21 protein-coding genes are annotated in these 19691 nt (G+C 64.9%); 7 read left to right on the top strand and 14 right to left on the bottom strand.

Going from position 1 to position 19691, the window contains the following annotated elements; genetic code table 11:
• Positions 1 to 4: 4 nt before the first annotated feature.
• The 12 genes from gspN to M5G17_RS11255 are packed head-to-tail and all read right to left on the bottom strand — an operon-like array spanning position 5 to position 10639.
• Entirely contained in the window at positions 5 to 652 is a 648-nt protein-coding gene (gene gspN, locus M5G17_RS11310) for a type II secretion system protein N (protein ID WP_273892991.1), read from the bottom strand.
• A complete protein-coding gene (gene gspM, locus M5G17_RS11305; protein ID WP_273892990.1) occupies positions 649 to 1035 on the bottom strand; it encodes a type II secretion system protein GspM in 387 nt (128 codons plus the stop codon). Before gspM ends, gspN begins: the two co-directional genes overlap by 4 nt.
• Positions 1032 to 2135: a type II secretion system protein GspL gene (gene gspL, locus M5G17_RS11300; protein WP_273892989.1), complete on the bottom strand. Its 1104-nt coding sequence runs from the start codon at positions 2133 to 2135 to the stop codon at positions 1032 to 1034. The genes gspM and gspL overlap by 4 nt, the downstream gene beginning before the upstream one ends.
• Positions 2135 to 2722, bottom strand: coding sequence for a prepilin-type N-terminal cleavage/methylation domain-containing protein (locus tag M5G17_RS11295; RefSeq protein WP_273892988.1), 588 nt, complete (start codon positions 2720 to 2722; stop codon positions 2135 to 2137). Before M5G17_RS11295 ends, gspL begins: the two co-directional genes overlap by 1 nt.
• The gene (locus M5G17_RS11290; protein ID WP_273892987.1) at positions 2719 to 3087 is read right to left on the bottom strand and encodes a type II secretion system protein GspI; all 369 of its coding nucleotides are present in this window, start codon (positions 3085 to 3087) and stop codon (positions 2719 to 2721) included. Before M5G17_RS11290 ends, M5G17_RS11295 begins: the two co-directional genes overlap by 4 nt.
• A complete protein-coding gene (locus M5G17_RS11285; RefSeq protein WP_273892986.1) occupies positions 3084 to 3518 on the bottom strand; it encodes a prepilin-type N-terminal cleavage/methylation domain-containing protein in 435 nt (144 codons plus the stop codon). Before M5G17_RS11285 ends, M5G17_RS11290 begins: the two co-directional genes overlap by 4 nt.
• Before the next feature lie 2 nt (positions 3519 to 3520).
• Positions 3521 to 3955, bottom strand: coding sequence for a type II secretion system major pseudopilin GspG (gene gspG / locus M5G17_RS11280; protein WP_273892985.1), 435 nt, complete (start codon positions 3953 to 3955; stop codon positions 3521 to 3523).
• 14 nt (positions 3956 to 3969) lie between these two features.
• Positions 3970 to 5172, bottom strand: coding sequence for a type II secretion system inner membrane protein GspF (gene gspF / locus M5G17_RS11275; protein ID WP_273892984.1), 1203 nt, complete (start codon positions 5170 to 5172; stop codon positions 3970 to 3972).
• Positions 5173 to 5175: 3 nt separating this feature from the next.
• A complete protein-coding gene (locus M5G17_RS11270) occupies positions 5176 to 6624 on the bottom strand; it encodes a GspE/PulE family protein (protein ID WP_273893045.1) in 1449 nt (482 codons plus the stop codon).
• Between the two features lie 5 nt (positions 6625 to 6629).
• Complete coding sequence (gene gspD, locus M5G17_RS11265; protein WP_273892983.1) at positions 6630 to 8582, bottom strand: type II secretion system secretin GspD; 1953 nt, start codon at positions 8580 to 8582, stop codon at positions 6630 to 6632.
• A 3-nt stretch (positions 8583 to 8585) separates the two neighbouring features.
• Complete coding sequence (locus M5G17_RS11260; protein ID WP_273892982.1) at positions 8586 to 9011, bottom strand: pilus assembly protein PilZ; 426 nt, start codon at positions 9009 to 9011, stop codon at positions 8586 to 8588.
• Positions 9008 to 10639: a bifunctional UDP-sugar hydrolase/5'-nucleotidase gene (locus M5G17_RS11255; protein ID WP_273892981.1), complete on the bottom strand. Its 1632-nt coding sequence runs from the start codon at positions 10637 to 10639 to the stop codon at positions 9008 to 9010. The genes M5G17_RS11260 and M5G17_RS11255 overlap by 4 nt, the downstream gene beginning before the upstream one ends.
• 237 nt (positions 10640 to 10876) lie before the next feature.
• Between M5G17_RS11255 and M5G17_RS11250 the strand changes: the two genes are divergently transcribed.
• Positions 10877 to 12925 carry a PhoX family protein gene (locus M5G17_RS11250; protein ID WP_273892980.1) on the top strand — a complete coding sequence of 683 codons (2049 nt, stop codon included), beginning with the start codon at positions 10877 to 10879 and terminating at the stop codon, positions 12923 to 12925.
• Between the two features lie 27 nt (positions 12926 to 12952).
• On the opposite strand, the gene gspK is transcribed toward M5G17_RS11250, so the two are convergent.
• Complete coding sequence (gspK, locus tag M5G17_RS11245) at positions 12953 to 13915, bottom strand: type II secretion system minor pseudopilin GspK (RefSeq protein ID WP_273892979.1); 963 nt, start codon at positions 13913 to 13915, stop codon at positions 12953 to 12955.
• Positions 13916 to 14058: 143 nt separating this feature from the next.
• Between gspK and tatA the strand changes: the two genes are divergently transcribed.
• The 3 genes from tatA to tatC are packed head-to-tail and all read left to right on the top strand — an operon-like array spanning position 14059 to position 15319.
• The gene (tatA, locus tag M5G17_RS11240; RefSeq protein ID WP_273892978.1) at positions 14059 to 14283 is read left to right on the top strand and encodes a twin-arginine translocase TatA/TatE family subunit; all 225 of its coding nucleotides are present in this window, start codon (positions 14059 to 14061) and stop codon (positions 14281 to 14283) included.
• A complete protein-coding gene (tatB, locus tag M5G17_RS11235) occupies positions 14283 to 14561 on the top strand; it encodes a Sec-independent protein translocase protein TatB (protein WP_273892977.1) in 279 nt (92 codons plus the stop codon). Before tatA ends, tatB begins: the two co-directional genes overlap by 1 nt.
• A complete protein-coding gene (gene tatC, locus M5G17_RS11230) occupies positions 14561 to 15319 on the top strand; it encodes a twin-arginine translocase subunit TatC (protein WP_273892976.1) in 759 nt (252 codons plus the stop codon). The genes tatB and tatC overlap by 1 nt, the downstream gene beginning before the upstream one ends.
• Before the next feature lie 65 nt (positions 15320 to 15384).
• Here the strand turns inward: tatC and M5G17_RS11225 are convergent, their stop codons facing one another.
• Positions 15385 to 16638, bottom strand: a complete 1254-nt coding sequence (locus M5G17_RS11225; protein ID WP_273892975.1) for a TerD family protein — start codon at positions 16636 to 16638, stop codon at positions 15385 to 15387.
• A 189-nt stretch (positions 16639 to 16827) separates the two neighbouring features.
• Here M5G17_RS11225 and M5G17_RS11220 point away from each other — a divergent pair, with 189 nt between their 5' ends.
• From M5G17_RS11220 to M5G17_RS11210, 3 genes are read left to right on the top strand one after another with little or no spacing between them, the layout of a single operon-like run.
• Entirely contained in the window at positions 16828 to 17559 is a 732-nt protein-coding gene (locus M5G17_RS11220; protein WP_273892974.1) for a GntR family transcriptional regulator, read from the top strand.
• 10 nt (positions 17560 to 17569) lie between these two features.
• On the top strand, positions 17570 to 18667 hold the full coding sequence (gene nagA, locus M5G17_RS11215) for an N-acetylglucosamine-6-phosphate deacetylase (RefSeq protein ID WP_273892973.1): 1098 nt from the start codon (positions 17570 to 17572) through the stop codon (positions 18665 to 18667).
• Positions 18657 to 19679, top strand: coding sequence for an SIS domain-containing protein (locus M5G17_RS11210; protein WP_273892972.1), 1023 nt, complete (start codon positions 18657 to 18659; stop codon positions 19677 to 19679). The genes nagA and M5G17_RS11210 overlap by 11 nt, the downstream gene beginning before the upstream one ends.
• Positions 19680 to 19691: the final 12 nt, after the last annotated feature.

Raw genomic sequence — 19691 nt, 5'->3', positions numbered from 1 at the left:
CCACTCACCACTTCAGCGTGCGGCTCAACCCAGATTGATCGGGTTTGAGCCATTGGCCACTTTGCAGCAGCGGCGCCAAGGTCGCACCGGGCTCTACAACTCCCTGCAAACGCCCGCGTCTTTGCATCAGGTCGGCATCCAGACTGAACTGATGCTGGCCCTGAAGTTGCAATTGCGCCAACAAGTGCAGCCCAGTCGAGCAATCGATGCGCACTTGGCTGGCGCCCAACGACAGCGACCAGGGTGACACCAGGATCAGCTCGGCCGCACCAATCGCCCCCTCGCCCACCCGGCATCGGCCACCGCTACCTTGAACATCAACCCGCCCCCTCCACGCCCCGCTCAACCGGTAGTTTGAAGGCTCTGTGGCGATTACGCCCAAAGGCTCGACACGCGCTTGCCAGTCCCATGGCCAGCCGGCCAGCCTGACCTGCCAATCCTGACCTTGAAAGCCAATGTTCAGCCGTGCCTGCAAACGCCAGGGTTGCCAGTGCCAGGCGACCGGTCCCACCTGCCCGATACGTTGCGCCTGGCCTTGCCACAGGCTACCGGAAACGCCCTGGGCGGCCACCGGTTTGAGTAACCAGCTGGCCGGCAGTTCGACCAGCAAGGTCAGTGAGAACACCAGGGCAACCCAGGCCGCGCGCCTCATCGTTGCAGCACCAGTTGGAAGTCCATGCCCGACTCAGTGTGTTCAAGGGCCCAGCTCAGCGGCTGCGCGCCTTCGCCCTGCAAGACCAGCACCCAGTTCTGCAGCGCCTGCTCATCCGCGGCACGGCCCTTTATCTGCCAACTGCCAGCTTGCGGTAGCACCTCGCTCAGCACAACGCTACCCGCCTGCGCCGACTGCTGCAGGCGCTCGACGCCGAGCCCGGCCTCAGCCTGCAAGCCTACTGCAGAGCGGGCCAGGGCCTGCCATTGCTGCGCGTCCTGCCAGCGTGCCGAACCTTCGCGAAACACCAGCATCAGCAGCAAGCCTGCGATCATTGCCCAAGCCGCCGGCATCAGCCAACGGCGCTGCGCCCACTCCCTCATGAGGCCGCTCCCAGGTCGAAGACCAGTTGCAGTTCGCGGGCAACGGCAGTGGCTTCGACCTTGAGGTCGAGCTGGCCGGCAATGCTCTGCCAGGTATCGATGTCTGGCGGCTGATCGCCGTGCAAACGCATGCGCAAGCGTTGCCCGTCAAAACCACTGGCGACCAGATGCCAGGCTGGGCGCGATTGCAGCCACTGCTCCAGTGCCAGTTGCACCTGTGCTATCTGACGCAGGTGCAAGCGCTGGCTATCTTGCGCCTGGCGCAAGCGCTTGAGGGCCTGGGCTGCCTGTCGCGGCGAATCGACCGGGCCCGTTACCGCCACCACCTGCGCCTTGTACAGTGCATTCTGGCGCCATTGCTGGGTCAGCCACAGTCCACTGCAGAGCATGCCCAGCACCATGCACGCGGCAAGCAGTCGCCAATGGCCGCGGGCGATGGACAGCTGCAAGCGGCGCGGTGCACGCAACTCGAACAGGCTGGGCAGACGCTCCAGTACGGCCAAGCGCGGCGGCCAGTTGCCCTCGAACGCTTGGCATTGCAGGCTTGGCCAGGGTGCCGGCAGGTTCGCCCCCAGCGCGGTTGGCCAGGCCAGCCAGTGCTGACGTGCTTGCGCGGTCGCACCCTTGCACAGCAACAGCTCGGTACTGCGCTGCCAGCACAGCGCAGTGCCCGCCGGGGTCTCGGGCAACAACTGAAACTCGGCCCAGCAGCGCTCCACATTCAGCCCCCAATCCGCGCATTGTGCCAACCACTGTTCCAGCAGCGCCCGATCAACGCTGACCAGTTCCAGTTGCGTACCTTGGCGTGACACACAACCGCAGCGGATGGACTCGGCCGGCTGCAGCAAACGCTCTTCGAGCAACAATGGCCACTCTTCACGTTTCAAGCCTGGTGGCGCCGGTAATTGACAGTGACTGCACTGCTGCCCCGGCAGAATCAGTGCCACGCGCATGCCTGCGCGACAGGGCGGCGGCCCCTCACCCTCCTCACGCACCTGACCGCCCTCCAGTAGCCAGTTCCAGCGCGACGGTTCAGGGCCAGGGCGCAGCAAAAGCCATGTGCTCGGCCTGGGTGATTGCCAGCGCTCAAGCCATTTCATCAAGGTGCCTCCGGCAGGGCGAAGGTACAGACATAAGGTGCTCCATCACGCTTGAACTCAAGCCGCACGCCGCGATCCGGGGCGGAGCGCTCGGTAGAAGGAAAGGCCAGCCAACGGCCCGATTGAAAGAACGCGAAGCTCGGCGCCGTGACCTGATCGAGTTGATCGCGTTCACGCCACTGCGGTTTACCCACCGCATACAGGTCGGCGGAGGTTTCCAGCAGCAGCCGTTGCCCACGCGCGTCGTAACTCAGGCGTTGGCGCTGCAGACGCGAACCGCCTTCGGCTTGCGGCCAGGCACTGCGGGCCACCCATTGCAATTGCAAGGCGGCGGGTTGCCAGTCCAGCCAGTTGATTGCCAGTGGCAGGCGCTGCTCGTAGAGCTGACGCAGCACCGTGACGTCGAAACGTCGCTCCAGGGCCAGGCAGAAGTTCAGCACCGGCGAGGCCTGGGCAGGTTGCTCCAGCCGCTCCCTGACCCCAACCCAGGCATTGACCAGCGCCGCCAGCAAGATCCCCAGTACGGCGGTCAGGGCCAGGGCGACCAGCAGTTCGAGCAGGGTCAGGCCCCGCTGACGGCGCTTCATGGCCGCACCAGAAAGATTCGGTACTGGCCGAGCGGGTCACGTCCGTCACGGTCGCCGAACAGGCGCAACTCCCCTCGACGCAGATTTCGCACCCCGGTCGAAGCCAGTTGCAATTGCCAATGACATTGGCCGTCGCCCTGCTGCAGTTGCCCGGTGCTGGAGCTCTGCATCGGCCAGTACCGCTCCACGGTGAAACGCGCTTGCAGCTCGCGGGCACAGAACACCCCGAGGCGATGCTGCTGCACGCTCTGCTGTACGGCCAGGCGTTGGCGCAGCACCTGGCTGGTCATGATCGCCAGGGCGGCGGCGATCCCCAGGGCCACGGTCACTTCGAGCAGGGTAAAGCCCCGCTGGCCCGCTTTCACAAGGGCGACCTGCGCAGTTGACCATCGCTGCTCCACTGCCAACGCTCGCTGCCATCTGGCCAGTGCCAGTTCAACACGGCGCTGCGCTCAACGCCCGAGGGAGTAAACACCCAGCGTGGTTCCTGGCTGTTGGCCCAGTCCACCTGCAACGCCTGCGGCCAGTCCCCCAGCGCGACCTTTTCTGCCTGCCAGCGGGCATTGACCCAACGGACAAACTCGGGCCGGTTGCCACTCCAGCGCAGGCCGCGAATCTCGCCGCCATGCCGCGCCAGTTCAGCCTGCTGCCGGCTGGCACTGGCCAGGCGCTCAAGGGCCTGCTGCAGCGGCGCCTTGCCAGTGTCGAGCCAGGCAATGCTCAAGGCACTCATGAGCCCGGCGATCAGCAGCACCACCAGCATTTCCAACAAGGTAAAACCACGCTCACCGCGCATGCCTAGAGTTCCCAGTTACCCAGGTCGGCCTCGATACCTTCGCCACCCTCGACGCCGTCGGCGCCCAGCGAATAGATATCGATGCGCCCGTGCTGGCCTGGCGCCCGGTACTGATACGGCGTGCCCCATGGGTCCTGCGGCAGGCGACGAATGTAGCCATCGGCGCGCCAGGCCCGTGGCAGCGGTTCGAGCGAAGGCTTGCTGACCAGCGCCGACAGCCCCTGCTCGGCGGACGGAAAGCGCAGGTTGTCGAGGCGGTACATGTCCAGCGCCTGCTCCAGGGTCGACAGGTCGGCCATGACCTTCTGTTTCATGGCCTTGTCCTGGCTGCCAAGCACGCTGGGCGCGACCACGGCGATCAACAGGCCGATGATGAAGATCACCACCATGATTTCCATCAGGGTAAAGCCGCGCTGACGCGCACGTGGGCTGTGCATGGTCTTGCTCCTTTTCAAAGTGTCAGTCCCTGGTTGAGCTGCATGATCGGCAACAGCACGGCGAGGACGATGAACAGCACCACCGCGCCCATCACCAGGATCATCAGCGGCTCGAACAGCGCCATGGAGCTATCGACCTGGCGGGCGAAGCCACGCTCCTGGTTGTCGGCGACCCGTTCGAGCATGTCCGGCAAAGTGCCGCTGGCCTCGCCGCTGGCGACCATGTTCAGCAGCAACGGCGAAAAATGACCGCTGGCATCCAGTGCCCGGTGCAGGCTGACGCCGCCTTGCACCTCGCTGCCAACCCGTTGCAGGGCCAGGTGGATACGCCGGTTGTTGACCGTGGCCGTGGCCACTTGCAGGGCTTCGAGCAATGGCACGCCGCTGCCGGCCAGAATCGCCAGGCTGCGCGACAAGCGTGCGCTCTCCAGCACCGCCAGCAGCGCGCCAACCCGGGGCAGGCGCAGCAGCAGATCATCGCGGCGCAAGCGCCAGTGCGGGCGGCGCAACAGCCAGGCACCGAGCACCGATGCCCCTCCCAAAAAAAACAACAGCCAGGGGCCGACCAACACCAGCAGGTCGCTGATGCCGATCAGCAGCGAGGTGATCCACGGCAGGCTCTGCCCGGAGTGAGCAAACTGCTCGGTGAGTTTGGGCACCACGAACGTCATCAGGCCGACCACCACCGCCAGCGACACGCCCATCAGTACACAGGGGTAGATCAGGGCCGTACGAGCCTTGTGCTGCTGGCGCTGGACCTGTTCCAGGTGCTCGGCCAGGCGCTCCAGCACCTGGGCCAGGCGCCCGGAGCGCTCGCCGGCCTCGACCAGCGCGCAATACAAGCCGGAAAACAGGCCACCCTGGCGCGCAAGACTGCGGGCCAGGCTCAGGCCTTCGGCGAGGGATCCACGCACGGCCACCAGCAGGTTGCGCAAGGCCGGCTCCACCAACTGCCGCTCGAGGGTCGCCAAGGCATCCACCAGGGGGATGCCGGCACCGGTCAGGGTTGCCAGTTGCCGGGTCAGTTCGCACAACTGGGCGCGGCTGACCCTCTGGCGTCGCGGCTGCGCATTGCCAGCCTCGTGGCGCTGCAACTGGCGAGCGAACAATCCCTGCTCGCGCAGCAACTGCCGCGCATGGCGCTCGCTGTCGGCCTGGATACTGGCCTTGCGCGTGCGCCCACCGAGGTCCACGGCCTGGTAACGAAAGGTCGGCATGGCTTAGCCCTGCACCGCGCGCAGCACTTCGGCAAGGCTGGTCTGCCCCTGGCGCAGGCACTCGCTGGCCATGCCGGCGAGGCTTTGCCGACGCCCATTCAAGTGTTCCTGCATCGCCACCTCACTGGCGCCGTCGTAGAGCAGGCCGATCAACCCGGCGTCCAGTTCGATGAACTCGTAAAGGCCGAGCCGGCCGCGATAGCCCGTGCCTTGGCACTGTTCGCAACCGACCGCATGAAAGCTCTGGCTCAGGCCAGCCAGTTCAGGCCACAGCTGACGCTCGGCGGCTTGCAACGGTTGTGGCCTGGCACAGCTGCACAGGCGCCGTACCAGGCGCTGGGCCATCACACCGCGCAGGCACGAGGCGATAAGAAAAGGTTCGATACCCATGTCGCGCAAGCGCGTCACCGCGCCCACGGCGCTGTTGGTGTGCAGGGTCGACAGCACCAGGTGACCGGTAAGGCTGGCCTGCACGGCGATCTGCGCGGTCTCGCGGTCACGGATCTCGCCGAGCATGATCACGTCCGGGTCCTGGCGCAGGATCGCCCGCAGGCCGGTGGCGAACGTCAGCCCGGCGCGCGGATTGATTGCGGTCTGGCCGATGCCGGCAATGGCGTACTCGACCGGGTCTTCCACGGTCAGGATATTGCGGCTACCGTCATTGAGGCTGTTGAGGCTGGCGTACAGGGTGGTGGTCTTGCCCGAACCGGTCGGCCCGGTGCTCAGGACAATCCCGTTAGGCCGCGCCAGGCACGCGCGCAGGCCCTGCTCCACCGCCGCCGGCATGCCCAGGTTGGCCAGCGCCAGCAGGCTCGCCTGCTTGTCGAGCACGCGCATCACCACCCGCTCGCCGTGAATACCTGGCAGGGTCGAGACCCGCACGTCCACTTCGCGCCCGGCCGAGCGCAGGGTGATACGGCCATCCTGGGGCTGGCGCTTCTCGGCAATATCCAGCCGGGCCATGACCTTGATCCGCGACACCAGCATCGCCGACAACGCCCGGGGCGGACGCAGCACTTCGCGCAGATGGCCATCGACGCGCAGACGCACCACCAGGCTCTGCTCGAAGGTCTCGATATGAATGTCCGAAGCCTGCAGACGCAGCGCCTGGGCGAACAGGCCGTTGATCAGGCGGATCACCGGGGCTTCGTCGTCGCTCTCCAGCAGGTCTTCGATACGCGGCATCTCGCTCATCAGGCCGTCGAGGTCGACCTGCTCGCCAATGCCTTCGATCAACGCTGCCGTTGCCCCTTCGCCGGCCTGGTAAAGCTGGCCCAACTGGCTGTCGAAACTGGCGCGGTCCAGGTGGCAGACCTCATCCGGCTGGCCTTGCACCCGCAACAGTTCCTGCAACTGGTCGCTGTCGGCATCCGCGCACAGCCACAGGCTCCAGCCGCTGGCCCCGGGGGCCACGGCAAGGCCGGCCTGGCGCGCCAGGCGGTAGGGCAGCAACTGCATCACCAGACGCCCTCGTCCAGGCGCAAGCGGCTGGCCGGAAAGGCCTGCAACAGCTTGCCGTCGTCGCTGATGGCCGGCAGTTTCAGCGCGGTATCCTGCTGCAGGTTGCGGTACTTCTCGGCACTCAAGCTGGCCAGGGCCTGGCCATCACGCAGAATGCGCGGGCGTATGAACACCATCAGGTTCTGCTTCACGCCCTGCTGACCGGAGGAACTGAACAGCCGCCCCAGCCAAGGAATATCACCGAGCAGCGGCACCTTCTGTTTGCTTGAGGTGACCTCGTCGCTGATCAGGCCACCGAGGATCACCAGGCCGTTGTCTTCGACCATGACCTTGGTCTTGATCTCGCGCTTGTTGGTGATCACGTCGCTGGCCGAAGCGTTGTCGGCAATCGAGGAGACCTCCTGAACAATATCCAGGCGTACGGTGTTATCAATATTGATCTGCGGCTTGATGCGCAGCTTGACCCCGACTTCCTTACGCTCGATGGTCTGGTAGGGGTTGGTGTTGTCCTGGGTTACCGAGCCGGTGACGAAGGGAACTTCCTGGCCGACCAGGATCGACGCCTCGGCGTTGTCCAGGGTCAGCAGGGTCGGCGTCGACAGCAGGTTGAAACCGCTTTTGCTTTTCAGTGCGTTGACCAGCACGGCGAAATTGAAGCCACCGCCGAAGTTGCCCAGACCTGCGGTCAGGCCGTTGGTGCCGGACAGCAGCTTGGCCAGCGCGGCGTTGTCCTTGCCCGCTGCTGCCCCGGCAATGGCGGCGATGCTCGGGCCGCTGCTGCCGAAGTTGACCGTGCCGGCACCGAACTTCTCATCGGCGAACAGCCACTGCACACCCAGCTCTTCGGCACGCGAATCCGAGACTTCGGCAATGATTGCCTCGACCACCACCTGCGCACGGCGCACGTCCAGTTGCTCGACGATGTTGCGGTAGGCCGCCAGTTCGCTGTCAGGGCCGACCATGACCACCGCGTTGGTGCCTTCTTCGTATTCCAGGCGAATGCCCGAACTGCTCACCGGCGCCGGCGCCTTGTCGTCCTTGCCGCCCTCGCCGCTGCCGGCTGGCAATGTGTCCTGGCTGAGGCTGCGCAGCACCTTGACCACTTCACTGGCGTTGGCATGACGCAGGTAGATCACCTGGGTGTTGGAGCTGCGCAGGTTTTCGCCAGGGCGGTCCAACTGCGCTAACAAAGCGCGCACCCGCTCACGGCTGTCGGCGCTGCCGCGCACCAGCAGTGCATTGCTGCGCGGATCGGCCACCACCTGGGCGCTGTCGGCGCCCTGCTCACGGGCCAGCAACTGGTTGATCAACTTGCTGGTGTCGTTGGCGCTGGCATGCTGCAAGGGCATGACCTGCATCGGCTCGTCACTGACCTGGTCGAGCTGCAGCAGCAGGCTGTCGATGCGTTCCAGGTTGCTGCGCCAATCGGTGATCACCAACAGGTTGGCCGCAGGATACGGGGTGATGACCCCGACCCGGGGATCGATCAGCGGCTTGAGAATTCCCAGTAACTGCTCGCTGGCGGCGTTGCGCACATTGAACACGCGAGTAGCCACCCCGTCGCTGCCTTGCGCCGCTTTGCCGGCGCTTTCCACCGGCACCGGCTCAAGACGCGCAGCCTGGTCGGGGACGATCTTGACGCTGCCGTTGGGCAGGTCGACGGCGGCAAAACCCTGGGCGCGCAACTGGGCCAGGAAGATGTCGTAGATCGCCTCGCTGTCGTGGCGGTCGACCGTGCGCACCGTGACCTTGCCCTGGACCCGTGGATCGACGATGAAGGTGGTGCCGGTGATCTGCGAGACGCTGTCGATAAATTCGCTGAGCTCGGTGTCGACGAAGTTCACTTCATACAGCGGGGTTTCGTTGTCATCCAGTGCCACCGGCTCTTCGGCCCAGGCCAGGTTGAGGCCCAGGCTCAGCATGCTGGCCAGGCAGAGTCTTGCGATCATCATTCATCCTTGGCGCTTGAAGCCGGTCACGGCAGGCCGTGGCGGCCAGGGCAGGCGTTCGCGCCGCCCCTGGTTATCAAAAATCAGCCCCTGCTCATCGATCTCGACCAGGACGATGCCTGGAGCCAGGCGCTGGCCACGGCGCAACGAGCGCGTGGCCTGGCCATAGCGCAACACCACCACGGTGGCGCTGAGCGGCACGGCCCGCAGGCCGCCCAGGTATTGCAGAGGCAAAGCGGTCAGCGGCACGCCGCCAGCCTCACCACGGGCCTGCCAGTGGCCGACCATCAGCCCCGGCAATGGCTGCAATTCCTGCTGCTGGGCGCTTGCTGGCACAGGTGCACGGCTCAGTTGCAGCACGCACTGGGCGGCGAGCCAGGCAGCCAGGGTCAGCAGCGCGCCGCTGATCAGGCGCGAGGCACTGATCACGCGTTCAACTCACGCGGATGCCAACCTGGATGCCCCTGCACGTAACGCAACTGCGGCAATTGCAAGGCGGGCAGTTGCCAGTCCGCAGGCTGCCTGGCCAACCAGGCTTCGACCCGCTGCCACAGCGGTTCACCGACGTTCGAGGCGTACTGCAGACCGAAGGTGCGGCACCGCCCCGAGGCTTCGCTCAGGCCCGACACGCGCTTGCCGCTCGGGCTGTAACTGAGCTGCCAGGGCTGGCCCAGCCAACGTGGCAGGTCCTGACTGTTGTCGAGCAACAGCGGGTCGCCGAACAGTTGCTCGGCGGCGTTCTCCAGCACTTGCTCGACTTGCCGGGCCGGGGCCTCGACCACCGGCGCCGGGTAGCTGCCGGTCAGGCTGATCAGGTGTTCGCGGGTGATGGCCTGGCCGGCGGCCAGCGGGCTGTCATAGCGCAGCCCCGGGAGCAACACCGGATAGTCGCTGTCAGCCGCCAGGGCCTGATGCAACAGGCGGTCCCAACTGCCAGCACGGGTATCACGGCGCCACAGCGCCTGCGGGGCACGGGCCAGGGGTTGATCGAGCCAGGCCGCGTGGCCGGCGCGTTGCTGGGCAAGCAACCCGTGCAACTGCGCTGCACGGGCCTGGGCAGCCGGGGTGAGGCTGCTGGCATAAGCTGGATGAAAACGGGCATTGAACTGCCATTGCCCGGCCGTGCGCTGGCAGCGCACTTGAAAGGCACCGCTGGCGCGGTTGCCGGCAAACAGCACCGGTACCCGCTTGCCGCTGGCTTGCAGCACGGCAATCGGTTCAGGCCAGAAGTCCTGGCCACGGGCGCAGAGCAACAGGTCGGCATCGCTCAGGCGCTCGGCCAGCCACAGGCCGGGGCCGGTACCGACATCGGCCAGGGCAACCACCAGATCGGCCTGGCCACGGGCCTGTTCAAAGGCTGGCAACAAGGACTGGTACCACTGTTTGAGCGAGGCTTTCTGGTCCTGGGCATAGGGGTCGGTGATGCCCACCACGGCCACTCGCACACCACCACGACGCACTACTGTGAACGGTACAACCCCCAACGCCGCCGACTGCTCCGCAGCCAGACCGGCACCCAACACCGCTTGGCCGTACTGGCGATACAAGCCGGCGCAACGCTGCGGCCAGAGCACCCGCTCATCACTGCTGACCCGCACCTGGCTGGCCAATAACTGGCTGCCTTCGACACCGCTGGCGCCCTGCGTCAGGTAGGCCAGGCCACTGCCATTCCAGCCCTGGCCGTTTTCCAGGGTCAGGCAGTTATCGGCCCCGGCAGCCTGGCGAAGCTGCTCCAGCAAGGCCGCCAGCACCGCGTAGCCGCCAGTGTGAACGCCATCGGCGAGACTGGCATCGAGCAGCGGGTTGAGTTCTGCACGCGCCTGGCGGGCGCTGGCGCCAGTCATCCAGGGTGCCTGGCCCAGGTGGGTAACCGGGCCCAGGCGCGTGGCCGGGACCACCGGCTTACCGGCTTGGCGGGCATCGAGCGTGTCGGCAAAGTACAGCAGGTCCAGCGGCGCGGTGTTGCCGGCCGACGTTGCGCCCAGGCCAGCACAGGCCGTAAGCAGCGGCGCTGTAGCGCCAACGCCGATCCAGTTCAACACTTCCCGTCTGTGCATGCTCTGCCTGTCCCGTCGCCTTGGCGCTTATTGGTTGTCGGGCCGGGATATTGGGGCGCCTGGATTACAGTTTGATGGCAGTTAATCGACAGCCTGGGCAAAATCTCAGGCAAATCAGTTGGTAAGGATTTATTTCTTTCAACGCCTTTTAACAAAACTGCCAATCAATCATCACACTTGCTCACTAAAGTCCCGGTTTCTTTCACGCCGCATCACTGAACAAAAGGAACTGAACTGATGAGTCGAGACACCGGCGACAACCTGAACCGCAACCAGAGTGGCAACCTGCCCATGGACAGCGTTCTGGAGTCTTACCTGAGCCGCCGCAGCGTGGTCCGCGGCGGCCTGGGTGCCGCTATCGCGATGATTGCCGGGACTGGCCTCACTGGCTGCTTCGACAGCAGTGATTCGGATGACGACGAACCTGCAGTAGAACCACCAACCCCGCCGAAACTGAAGCTGGGCTTCACCTCCATCCCCGGCTCGCGCACCGATGCCTGCGTGGTCGCCGCCGGTTACACCGCCTATGTCCTGGCACCCTGGGGCACGCCACTGAACACCAGCGCCAAGCCCTGGAAAGCCGATGGCAGCAACACCGCCGCCGACCAGGCCAACTCGGTGGGCATGCACCATGACGGCATGCACTTCTTCCCGATCAATGGCAGCTCCGAAGACGGCCTGCTGGCGATCAACCACGAATACATCGACGCCGATGCCCTGCACCCCAACGGCCCGACCAGCGACAGCAGCGGCAAGCGTCCGGTCGAGGAAGTGCGCAAGGAAATCAACGCCCACGGCGCCGGGGTGATTCGCCTGAAAAAAGTCAGCGGTCGCTGGCAGGTGGTCGACAATGACCCGCTGAACCGCCGCTTCACCACCGCCACGGTGATGAACATCGCCGGCCCCCTGCGCGGCAGCGATCACGTCAAGACCCGCTTCTCGAAGAACGGCACCCAGGCCCGCGGCACCAACAACAACTGCGGTAACGGCTACACCCCATGGGGCACCTATCTGACCTGCGAAGAGAACTGGCCGGGGATTTTCGTCAACACCAGCAGCACCCTGCCAACTGACCAGAAACGCATCGGCGTCAGCACCAAGACCGGCAACTACAAGTGGGAAAGCGTAGCGGGCGATCCGTCGGAAGTGGACGGCGAATTCAGCCGCTTCAACGTCACCCCAAGCGGCGCCAGCGCCACCGACGACTTCCGCAACGAGGCCAGCACCTACGGCTACATCGTCGAGATCGACCCCTACAACGCCAGCACCCTGGCGGTAAAACGCACGGCGCTCGGGCGCTTCCGCCACGAGGGCTGCTGCCCGGGCTTGCCGGTGGTGGGCAAGCCGCTGGTCTGGTACATGGGCGATGACTCCAACAACGAGTACCTGTACAAGTTCGTCTCCACCGCGCTGTGGCAAGCGGCCGATGCCAACCCCGCCGATCGCCTGGCCACCGGCAACAAGTACATGGACCAGGGCAAGCTGTATGTCGCCCGCTTCAACGCCGATGGCTCGGGGGTATGGCTGCTGCTCGATGTCAACACCCTGACCAGCAGCGGCAAGACCCTGGGCTCGATCTACGCTGACCTGCCAGGGATCATCCTCAACACCCGCGGCGCTGCCGACGCCGTTGGCGCAACGCCCATGGACCGTCCGGAATGGACCACGGTCAACCCGCTCAATGGCGACGTGTACCTGACCCTGACCAACAACAGCGCGCGTACCGCCGCCAAGGTCGATGCCGCCAACCCGCGCGGGCCGAACCGCCACGGCCATATCATCCGCTGGCACGACAGCGACGATCAGCTGAGTTTCACCTGGGACATCTTCGTCTTTGGCGCCAACGCTGCCGGCACCGCCGACATCAACCGCTCGGGCCTGACCGAACTCAACCAGTTCGCCAGCCCCGACGGCATGAGCTTCGATAGCCGCGGCATCCTCTGGTTCCAGACCGACAACGGCGAAAAAACCCTGACCGACTACACCAACGACCAGATGCTCGCGGTGATCCCCACCGACCTTGTGAATGCCGCTGGCAAGCAGGTGCCGGTCAACGCCCAGAATCAGGTCGATCTGCGCCGTTTCTTCGTTGGCCCCAATGGCTGTGAAGTCACCGGGATTGCCTTCACCCCCGACAACAAATCGATCTTCGTCAATATCCAGCACCCGGATAACTGGCCATCCACCGACGTCGCCACGACGGTGACCCCGGCCGGGACCAAGGTACGCCCACGGGCGTCGACCGTGGTCATCCAGCGTGCCGATGGCGGTGAGATCGGCGTGTAAGCCAAGCCAGGTTCGCCGCAGCCCTCATCAGGGTTGCGGCGAACGGCTGAGCACCTGCACCTGCTGGGCCGGTACCAGTGCGTGCCACTGCACTATCCCTCTGGCCCGCAGCTGAAATTCGCTGTGCATCAGTTGCCCGTCCTGCTCGAACTCCAGCTGCAGGACAAAATCGCCGCTGTTGAGCAACAAGCCGTCGCTCAAGCGCGCGAACGTCGCGTCGTCCATCGCCCCCAGTGCCTGGCGCAATGCCCCGGCATCGTGATAGCCGCCTGCCGGTCGTGCAGTGATGATCCGGCTCAGCAACGAACGCGACACCTGCCCTTCATACATGGCCTCAAGCAACGGCAACTGTTCAAGACTCAAGGCATTGGCGTTCAAGCGCCAACCGCTGGTCTGCGGCAGGGCACACAACTGCGGATAGCGGGTTTGTCGCCGGGCATCGGGTTCGAGCAGCAGGTTCAGTTCGCTCATGTCGACCATCATCTGATTGGCCGCCAGACGCGCAGGCGACTGGCGCAGGTACTGGTCGCTCTCGGCGCCGTTGAGACGGGCCTGCTGGTCGGGGTCGATCCAGTCCGCCAGGGCATCGCTCAGCCGTTGCGCGGCCAGGTCATCGCCCAGCAGGTAGCGCAATTGCCGCCCGGCCCGTTCGGCCTCCTCGCCAATCAGCGCGTTGACGTTGAAGCAGCTGTGCAGGTCGCGGATGCGCAGGGCCGCTGAACCGCCGGCAAAGGCATAGGACAACGGCTGCCCGCGCAGGGCCTGCCAGAACAGCGGGCTGGCGCGCCAGGCCGGATCTTTCAGAGCCTGCTCGGCAAAGGCCAGGCCAGCGGTTTCCATGGCCCTGGCCTGCACCCGTTGTTGCACCAGGCGCACGCTGTCGACCTGCTGGCGACCGTCCTGCACCAGCCAGGCCAGGCCGCCGGCGAGCATCGCCAGCACCACCAGCACCATCAACAGCGCCGCCCCTTGTTGTTGCTTTGCACCCATGACCTGCACATCCCGAGCAAATGAGGCGTCAGTCAACACAACGGATGTTGCAGGCACATGGCAAATACATCTGCACGTCACTTTGGCGTCATAAAGCCCAGGCAGGATAAGGCCTTCTTTTTCATGAGCTTGGAGCGCTTTTCATGGGTGGTATCGGGATCTGGCAGTTGCTCATCGTGTTGATGATCGTGTTCATGCTGTTCGGCACCAAGCGCCTCAAGGGCCTGGGTGCCGACGTCGGTGATGCGATCCAGGGCTTTCGCAAATCCATGGGCAATGGGCCGAGCGAGGAAGACGCCATCAGCCAGGCCAAACCCCAGGCGCCACTGCAGGCCGACAGCGTGCAGCACACGGAACACCAGCGCTGATGTTCGAAGTCGGTTTTACCGAACTGCTGCTGGTGGGCATCGTCGCCCTGCTGGTGCTTGGCCCCGAGCGCCTGCCGGTGGCGGCGCGCACCCTGGGCCGCGGCGTTGCCCAGGCCAAGCGCGCTTTGGCCACCATCAAGGCCCAGGTGGACCGCGAACTGGACACCCAGGCCTTGAGCCAGGAGCTCGATGCCCTGCCCTTGCAGCGCCTTGAGCAGGACCTGCGCCGCGGCGTCAGCCTGCAACCGGACAACAGCCCAACCAGCGGAACCCCTTGATGGACACAGCAACCCAAGATCCCGGCATGCCGCTCACCGGCCACCTGCGCGAATTGCGCAGGCGCCTGCTGCGCTGCCTGTTGGCCATCGCCGTGATTTTCCTCGGCCTGTTCCCGTTCGCCCAAGCCCTCTACACCCAGGTCTCGGAGCCGCTGCGCCGCTACCTGCCCGAGGGCGCGAGCATGATTGCCACCAGCGTCACCTCGCCGTTCCTGGCACCGTTCAAACTGACCCTGATGGCAGCCTTGTTCGTGGCCATGCCGGTCCTGCTGCATCAAGCCTGGAGCTTCATCGCCCCAGCGCTGTACCGCCAGGAAAAACGCATTGCCCTGTCGTTGCTGGTGTCGAGCATCGTGCTGTTCTACTCGGGCATGGCCTTTGCCTTCTTCGTGGTGTTCCCGATGATGTTCGGCTTCTTCGCCAGCGTCACCCCGGACGGGGTGGCGATGATGACCGACATCGGCCTGTACCTGGACTTCATCCTCGCCCTGTTCCTGGCCTTTGGCCTGGCCTTCGAAATTCCGGTGGCGACCTTCATCATCGTCTGGGTCGGCGTCACCGACGTTGCCACCCTGCGTAAAAGCCGCCCATATGTAATCGTCGGTTGCTTTGTGGTCGGCATGCTACTGACCCCGCCGGATGTGTTCTCGCAAACCCTGCTGGCGGTGCCGGTGTGGATATTGTTTGAAGTCGGATTGCTGGCCTGTGCCGCTATTGAGCGCAAGGGCAACCAGGAGATATCTGCCCAGGCTTCCTGAAGCCGGGCCAAAGATACAGGCGATGTGACGCCCTGCTCAGTTGAGCAGGGCGCAAGCCAACGCTATCAGACGTACTGCTTTTTACCCTTGCGTTCCAGCGGTTCACCTTTGAATACGTGCGGACCGTCCATGGTCAGCTCCAACTGCTCCCCTTTGCGCGTAAGCCATGGCGTGGCCTCGCTGCCGGATTTGGACGTCGCCCCACTCGGGCTGAGCACGATGTGCTCGTGATCGATTTCAATCAGCCCGATCACGTAGGTGTAAATCAGGCTGCTGAACAGCCCGCTCTTGAATTCGAATGCACATTCGACCACCTGGTTGCCGTACTCCATGCGCATCTTCGGCTTCAGCGCCGCCACCGATACCGCACCGTTATCAACAGCCGAGTAAACGCTGCAGACTAGCGCGACCTTGCCACCCATCAGTTGGGAAATGGCCGGGTTGATTTCCACTGTTTCCACGGCCGGGGCCGAGGCGCTCGCGCTCACAACGTCACCGGTATGGAACACGAAGGGATCAACGTCAAAGGCACCGCCTTTGTCCGGCGCCTGGATGATCGACATGCGGCCATCCGGACGCAGAATGCCGATGCGCAGATCCAGGTCGTCATTGTCCTGGCCATCGCCGTTGTCGATCCAGGTGGCGCTGACCTTGATCGACTTGGGCGCAGCAGCACCTTTCTCCAGGGAAACCTTGTGAGAGGTGCCGGGCTTGTCCAGGGTGATGACCGTCTTCGTCATGTTGACCGGCTTCGACGCGGGCGGCGCCTGTACGCTTGGCGCGGCTGGCGCTTGCTCTTCGACCTCGACCCCGTACAGACCGCACAAGCCGGCAAGCCCCGAGGCGAACCCCTGCCAGACCGAGCGGGCCTTCGCCTCGCCGTTGCGCACATACAGATCGACGACGATGATCCCGGTCTCCCGGTCAAAGGGCTCAGGTGCCAACTCCAGCACCTGATCGCCAGTACGCACCTGGGCACAAAGGTCACGCACCTGCGAGAAGCCACCGGCACTGCCATCCTGGGTCAGGGTGATGGCAATTTTGCTGATCGAGGCCGGCAGCCGGTCAAGGTCGAAGCTGATGCTGTGGCTGACGCTGCCGCTCTGAGTCACAGGAGCACTGAACGCGGCTGCACCCGAGGCATGTTCCGGGGCATTGAAGAACACCATGCCGCTGTCATCCAGCACTTTGCCGGCGTCTGTGACGAGGAACGCGGTGAGGTTCACGTCCAGGTTACTGCCGGCTGCGTGGCTGACCACGACCTGCCCTTTGCGCTGGCTGAGTGAGGTGTTCTGACCTGGTTTGAGGGACTGATTCAACTGTGATCGCCTATTCCTTGGTTGTCATGACGGCGCTCAGCGCCTGTTCTGTGCAGCACGATACATCCCGCGAATTAAAAAACCACCTTTGCCAGCGCAGCGTGATCCAGGCGAATAGACAAGTGGTATTGACGTGGTATTCAAGTGGTATTAGATTTTCAATACCACTCGCTAGCTGAAGCCTATGCCATGCCTCCGTTGACCGCCCTGCGCCCCGACGACACCCTGGCCACCCCGCTGTACCTTCAGGTGGCGCGCAACCTTGAACAGGCCATTCATGCCGGGCAATGGAAAGCCGAACAGGCGCTGCCGTCGGAAAGAAGCCTGAGCGAAGCCCTGGACATCTCCCGGGTCACCGCGCGCAAGGCCCTGGAAGTGCTGCTCGAACAAGGCCTGATCCGCCGCATCCAGGGCTCCGGGACCTTCATCACCCCGCGCCTGGAACAGCCGCTCTCACGCCTGTCGAGCTTCAGCGAAATGCTCCGCCTGAAGGGCTTCACGCCCACGTCGCAGTGGCTGGAGCGCAGTGTCGACGCGCCCTCGGCCGATGAACTGGTACGCCTGGGCCTGTCGCCCAACGAACAGGTGGTGCACCTCAAGCGCCTGCGCAAGGCCGATGACATTGTCATGGCAGTCGAGTACAGCACCCTGCCCGCCCGCTTGCTGAACAACCCCGAAGCCATCGGCGATTCGCTGTACCAGCACCTCGACCAGATCGGCAAGCCTGTGGTGCGCGCCCTGCAACACATTCGCGCAATCAACGCCAGCGCCGAGCTGGCTGCACGGGTCGGCATCCAGCCCGGCACCGCCATGCTGCTGATGACCCGGGTCGGCTACCTCGACGACAACACCCCCATCGAACTGACTGACACCTACTGTCGCGACGACTACTACGATTTTGTCGCCGAGCTGCGACGCTAGCGGAGCCCCCATGAGCGAACACAACATACTCACTCCCGCGGGCTGGGTACGCGGACGCCTGTTGCTGCGTGACGGCCGCGTCGCCGCCATCGACGGTCAGCCGTGCGACCCGCAGGACAACGATCTGCCCTATTTGCTGCCCGGCTTCATCGACCTGCATGTGCATGGCGGCGGTGGCAGCGACGTGATGGAGGGTGCCAGCGCCTTCGCCACCATTGCCCGCACCCACGCAAGGTTCGGAACCACCTCGCTGCTGGCCACCACCATGACTGCGCCCAAAGAAGAGCTGACCCGGGTGCTGGGCGAACTGGGCCACTACGCCCGCCAGCCGCGCAGCGACGGCGCCCGAGTGCTGGGCGTGCACCTGGAAGGCCCGTATATCAACCCCGGCAAGCTCGGCGCCCAGCCCAACTTCGCCCACCTTGGTCTGCTTGAAGAAGTCGATGCCTATCTGGCCCTGGCACCGATCAAGGTAATCACCATCGCCCCGGAAATCGCCGGCCACCTGCCATTGATCCGCACCTTGAGCGAACGTGGCGTGCGCCTGCAGATCGGCCACACCCTGGGCAGCTATGAAGAGGGCGTGGCAGCCCTTGAAGCCGGTGCTACCAGCTTCACCCACCTGTACAACGCCATGAGCGCGCTGCATCACCGCGAACCTGGGATCGTTGGCGCAGCCCTGGCCCATGCACGCTTTGCCGAACTGATTCCCGACCTGCTGCATGTACACCCCGGCGCCATGCGCGTGGCCCTGCGCGCAATCCCCTGCCTGTACTGCGTGACCGATTCCACCGCTGCCGCAGGCATGCCCGATGGCGAGTACAAGCTGGGCAGCCACACCGTGACCAAATGCCTGGGTGGCGTACGCCTGCCCGACGGCACCCTGGCCGGCAGCACCCTGACCATGGACCAGGCCCTGCGCAACCTGGTGAAGATCGGCCTGCCCCTGGCCGAAGCCTCCCAGCGCCTGTCGCAGTTCGCCGCCGATTACCTCGGACTGCAAGAGCGCGGGCGCCTGCAAGCCGGCAGTTGGGCCGACGCGGTAACCCTGGATCGCAACCTCAACCTGATCGGCGTAATGGTCGAAGGAGAACACCTTGAGCTCTAAGATGCTTGCAGAAGCCCTGGCCTCGGCCAACGTCGTACAGACTCAACTGGAGCGTTGCGACGCCCGTATCGCCAGTGTCGCCGAACAGTTGCGCGGACTTGCCCCCGCCGTCGCCCTGACCGTCGCCCGCGGCAGCTCCGACCACGCCGCCAGCTACTTCGCCTACCTGGCCATGCAGCAGCTTGGGTTGCCGGTGGCCTCGCTGCCGATGTCGGTGGTGACCCTGCAGAACTCCCCCTTGCAGGTGCGCGGTCAGGTCGCCCTGGGCTTTTCCCAGTCGGGGCAGAGCCCGGACCTAGTCAACAGCCTGCAGACCCTGCGCGAGCGCGGTGCCATCAGCGTCGCCCTGGTCAACGCCGAGGATTCGCCACTGGAGCACGCCTGCCAGTACAGCCTGCCGCTATGCGCCGGCCCCGAACTGAGCGTCGCCGCGACCAAGAGTTTTATCGCCACCCTTAGCGCCAGCGCCCGCCTGGTCGCCCACTGGCAGCAGGACCCGGCACTGCTCGAAGCCGGCCTCGCCCTGCCTGGGCAACTGCGCGAAGCGGCGGCCCAGGACTGGAGTTTGGCCATCGAGCAACTGCGCGACTGCCAGCGGTTGATGGTGATCGGCCGTGGCGCCGGTTTTGCCATCGCCCAGGAAGCGGCGCTCAAGTTCAAAGAGACTTCGGCAATCCAGGCCGAAGCCTTCAGCAGCGCCGAAGTCCGCCACGGCCCCATGGCACTGATCGATGCCCACTACCCGCTGCTGGTGCTCGCCCCTCGCGGCGTCGAGCAGGCGGGCCTGCTGCAACTGGCCGAAGACATGCGCCAGCGCGGCGCCCGGGTGCTGCTGGCGGCGCCGGCGGATATCCCCCAGCGCAACCTGACCTTGAGCAGCGCCGCCCACCCCGGCCTCGACCCGCTGCTGGCGATCCAGAGTTTCTATGTCATGGCCGCAGGCCTGGCCGAAGCCCGTGGCCTGGACCCGGATCAGCCCCGTCACTTGAGCAAAGTGACCCGAACTCACTGAGGCACCGAGGAC

Source organism: Pseudomonas rubra, assembly GCF_028656935.1.
Classification (GTDB): Bacteria; Pseudomonadota; Gammaproteobacteria; order Pseudomonadales; family Pseudomonadaceae; genus Aquipseudomonas; species Aquipseudomonas rubra.
The sequence above is the reverse complement of the archived record's forward strand: the minus strand, read 5'-3'. Positions and strand labels throughout refer to the sequence as shown.

Coding starts and splice junctions, on each gene's coding strand:
- gspG (WP_273892985.1), bottom strand. CDS start 3,955: ATGCACAGCCCACGTGCGCGTCAGCGCGGCTTTACCCTGATGGAAATC.
- gspD (WP_273892983.1), bottom strand. CDS start 8,582: ATGATCGCAAGACTCTGCCTGGCCAGCATGCTGAGCCTGGGCCTCAAC.
- M5G17_RS11295 (WP_273892988.1), bottom strand. CDS start 2,722: ATGAAGCGCCGTCAGCGGGGCCTGACCCTGCTCGAACTGCTGGTCGCC.
- M5G17_RS11250 (WP_273892980.1), top strand. CDS start 10,877: ATGAGTCGAGACACCGGCGACAACCTGAACCGCAACCAGAGTGGCAAC.
- gspN (WP_273892991.1), bottom strand. CDS start 652: ATGAGGCGCGCGGCCTGGGTTGCCCTGGTGTTCTCACTGACCTTGCTG.
- gspM (WP_273892990.1), bottom strand. CDS start 1,035: ATGAGGGAGTGGGCGCAGCGCCGTTGGCTGATGCCGGCGGCTTGGGCA.
- gspF (WP_273892984.1), bottom strand. CDS start 5,172: ATGCCGACCTTTCGTTACCAGGCCGTGGACCTCGGTGGGCGCACGCGC.
- tatB (WP_273892977.1), top strand. CDS start 14,283: ATGTTCGAAGTCGGTTTTACCGAACTGCTGCTGGTGGGCATCGTCGCC.
- gspL (WP_273892989.1), bottom strand. CDS start 2,135: ATGAAATGGCTTGAGCGCTGGCAATCACCCAGGCCGAGCACATGGCTT.
- M5G17_RS11285 (WP_273892986.1), bottom strand. CDS start 3,518: ATGCGCGGTGAGCGTGGTTTTACCTTGTTGGAAATGCTGGTGGTGCTG.
- nagA (WP_273892973.1), top strand. CDS start 17,570: ATGAGCGAACACAACATACTCACTCCCGCGGGCTGGGTACGCGGACGC.
- gspK (WP_273892979.1), bottom strand. CDS start 13,915: ATGGGTGCAAAGCAACAACAAGGGGCGGCGCTGTTGATGGTGCTGGTG.
- M5G17_RS11255 (WP_273892981.1), bottom strand. CDS start 10,639: ATGCACAGACGGGAAGTGTTGAACTGGATCGGCGTTGGCGCTACAGCG.
- tatA (WP_273892978.1), top strand. CDS start 14,059: ATGGGTGGTATCGGGATCTGGCAGTTGCTCATCGTGTTGATGATCGTG.
- tatC (WP_273892976.1), top strand. CDS start 14,561: ATGGACACAGCAACCCAAGATCCCGGCATGCCGCTCACCGGCCACCTG.
- M5G17_RS11220 (WP_273892974.1), top strand. CDS start 16,828: ATGCCTCCGTTGACCGCCCTGCGCCCCGACGACACCCTGGCCACCCCG.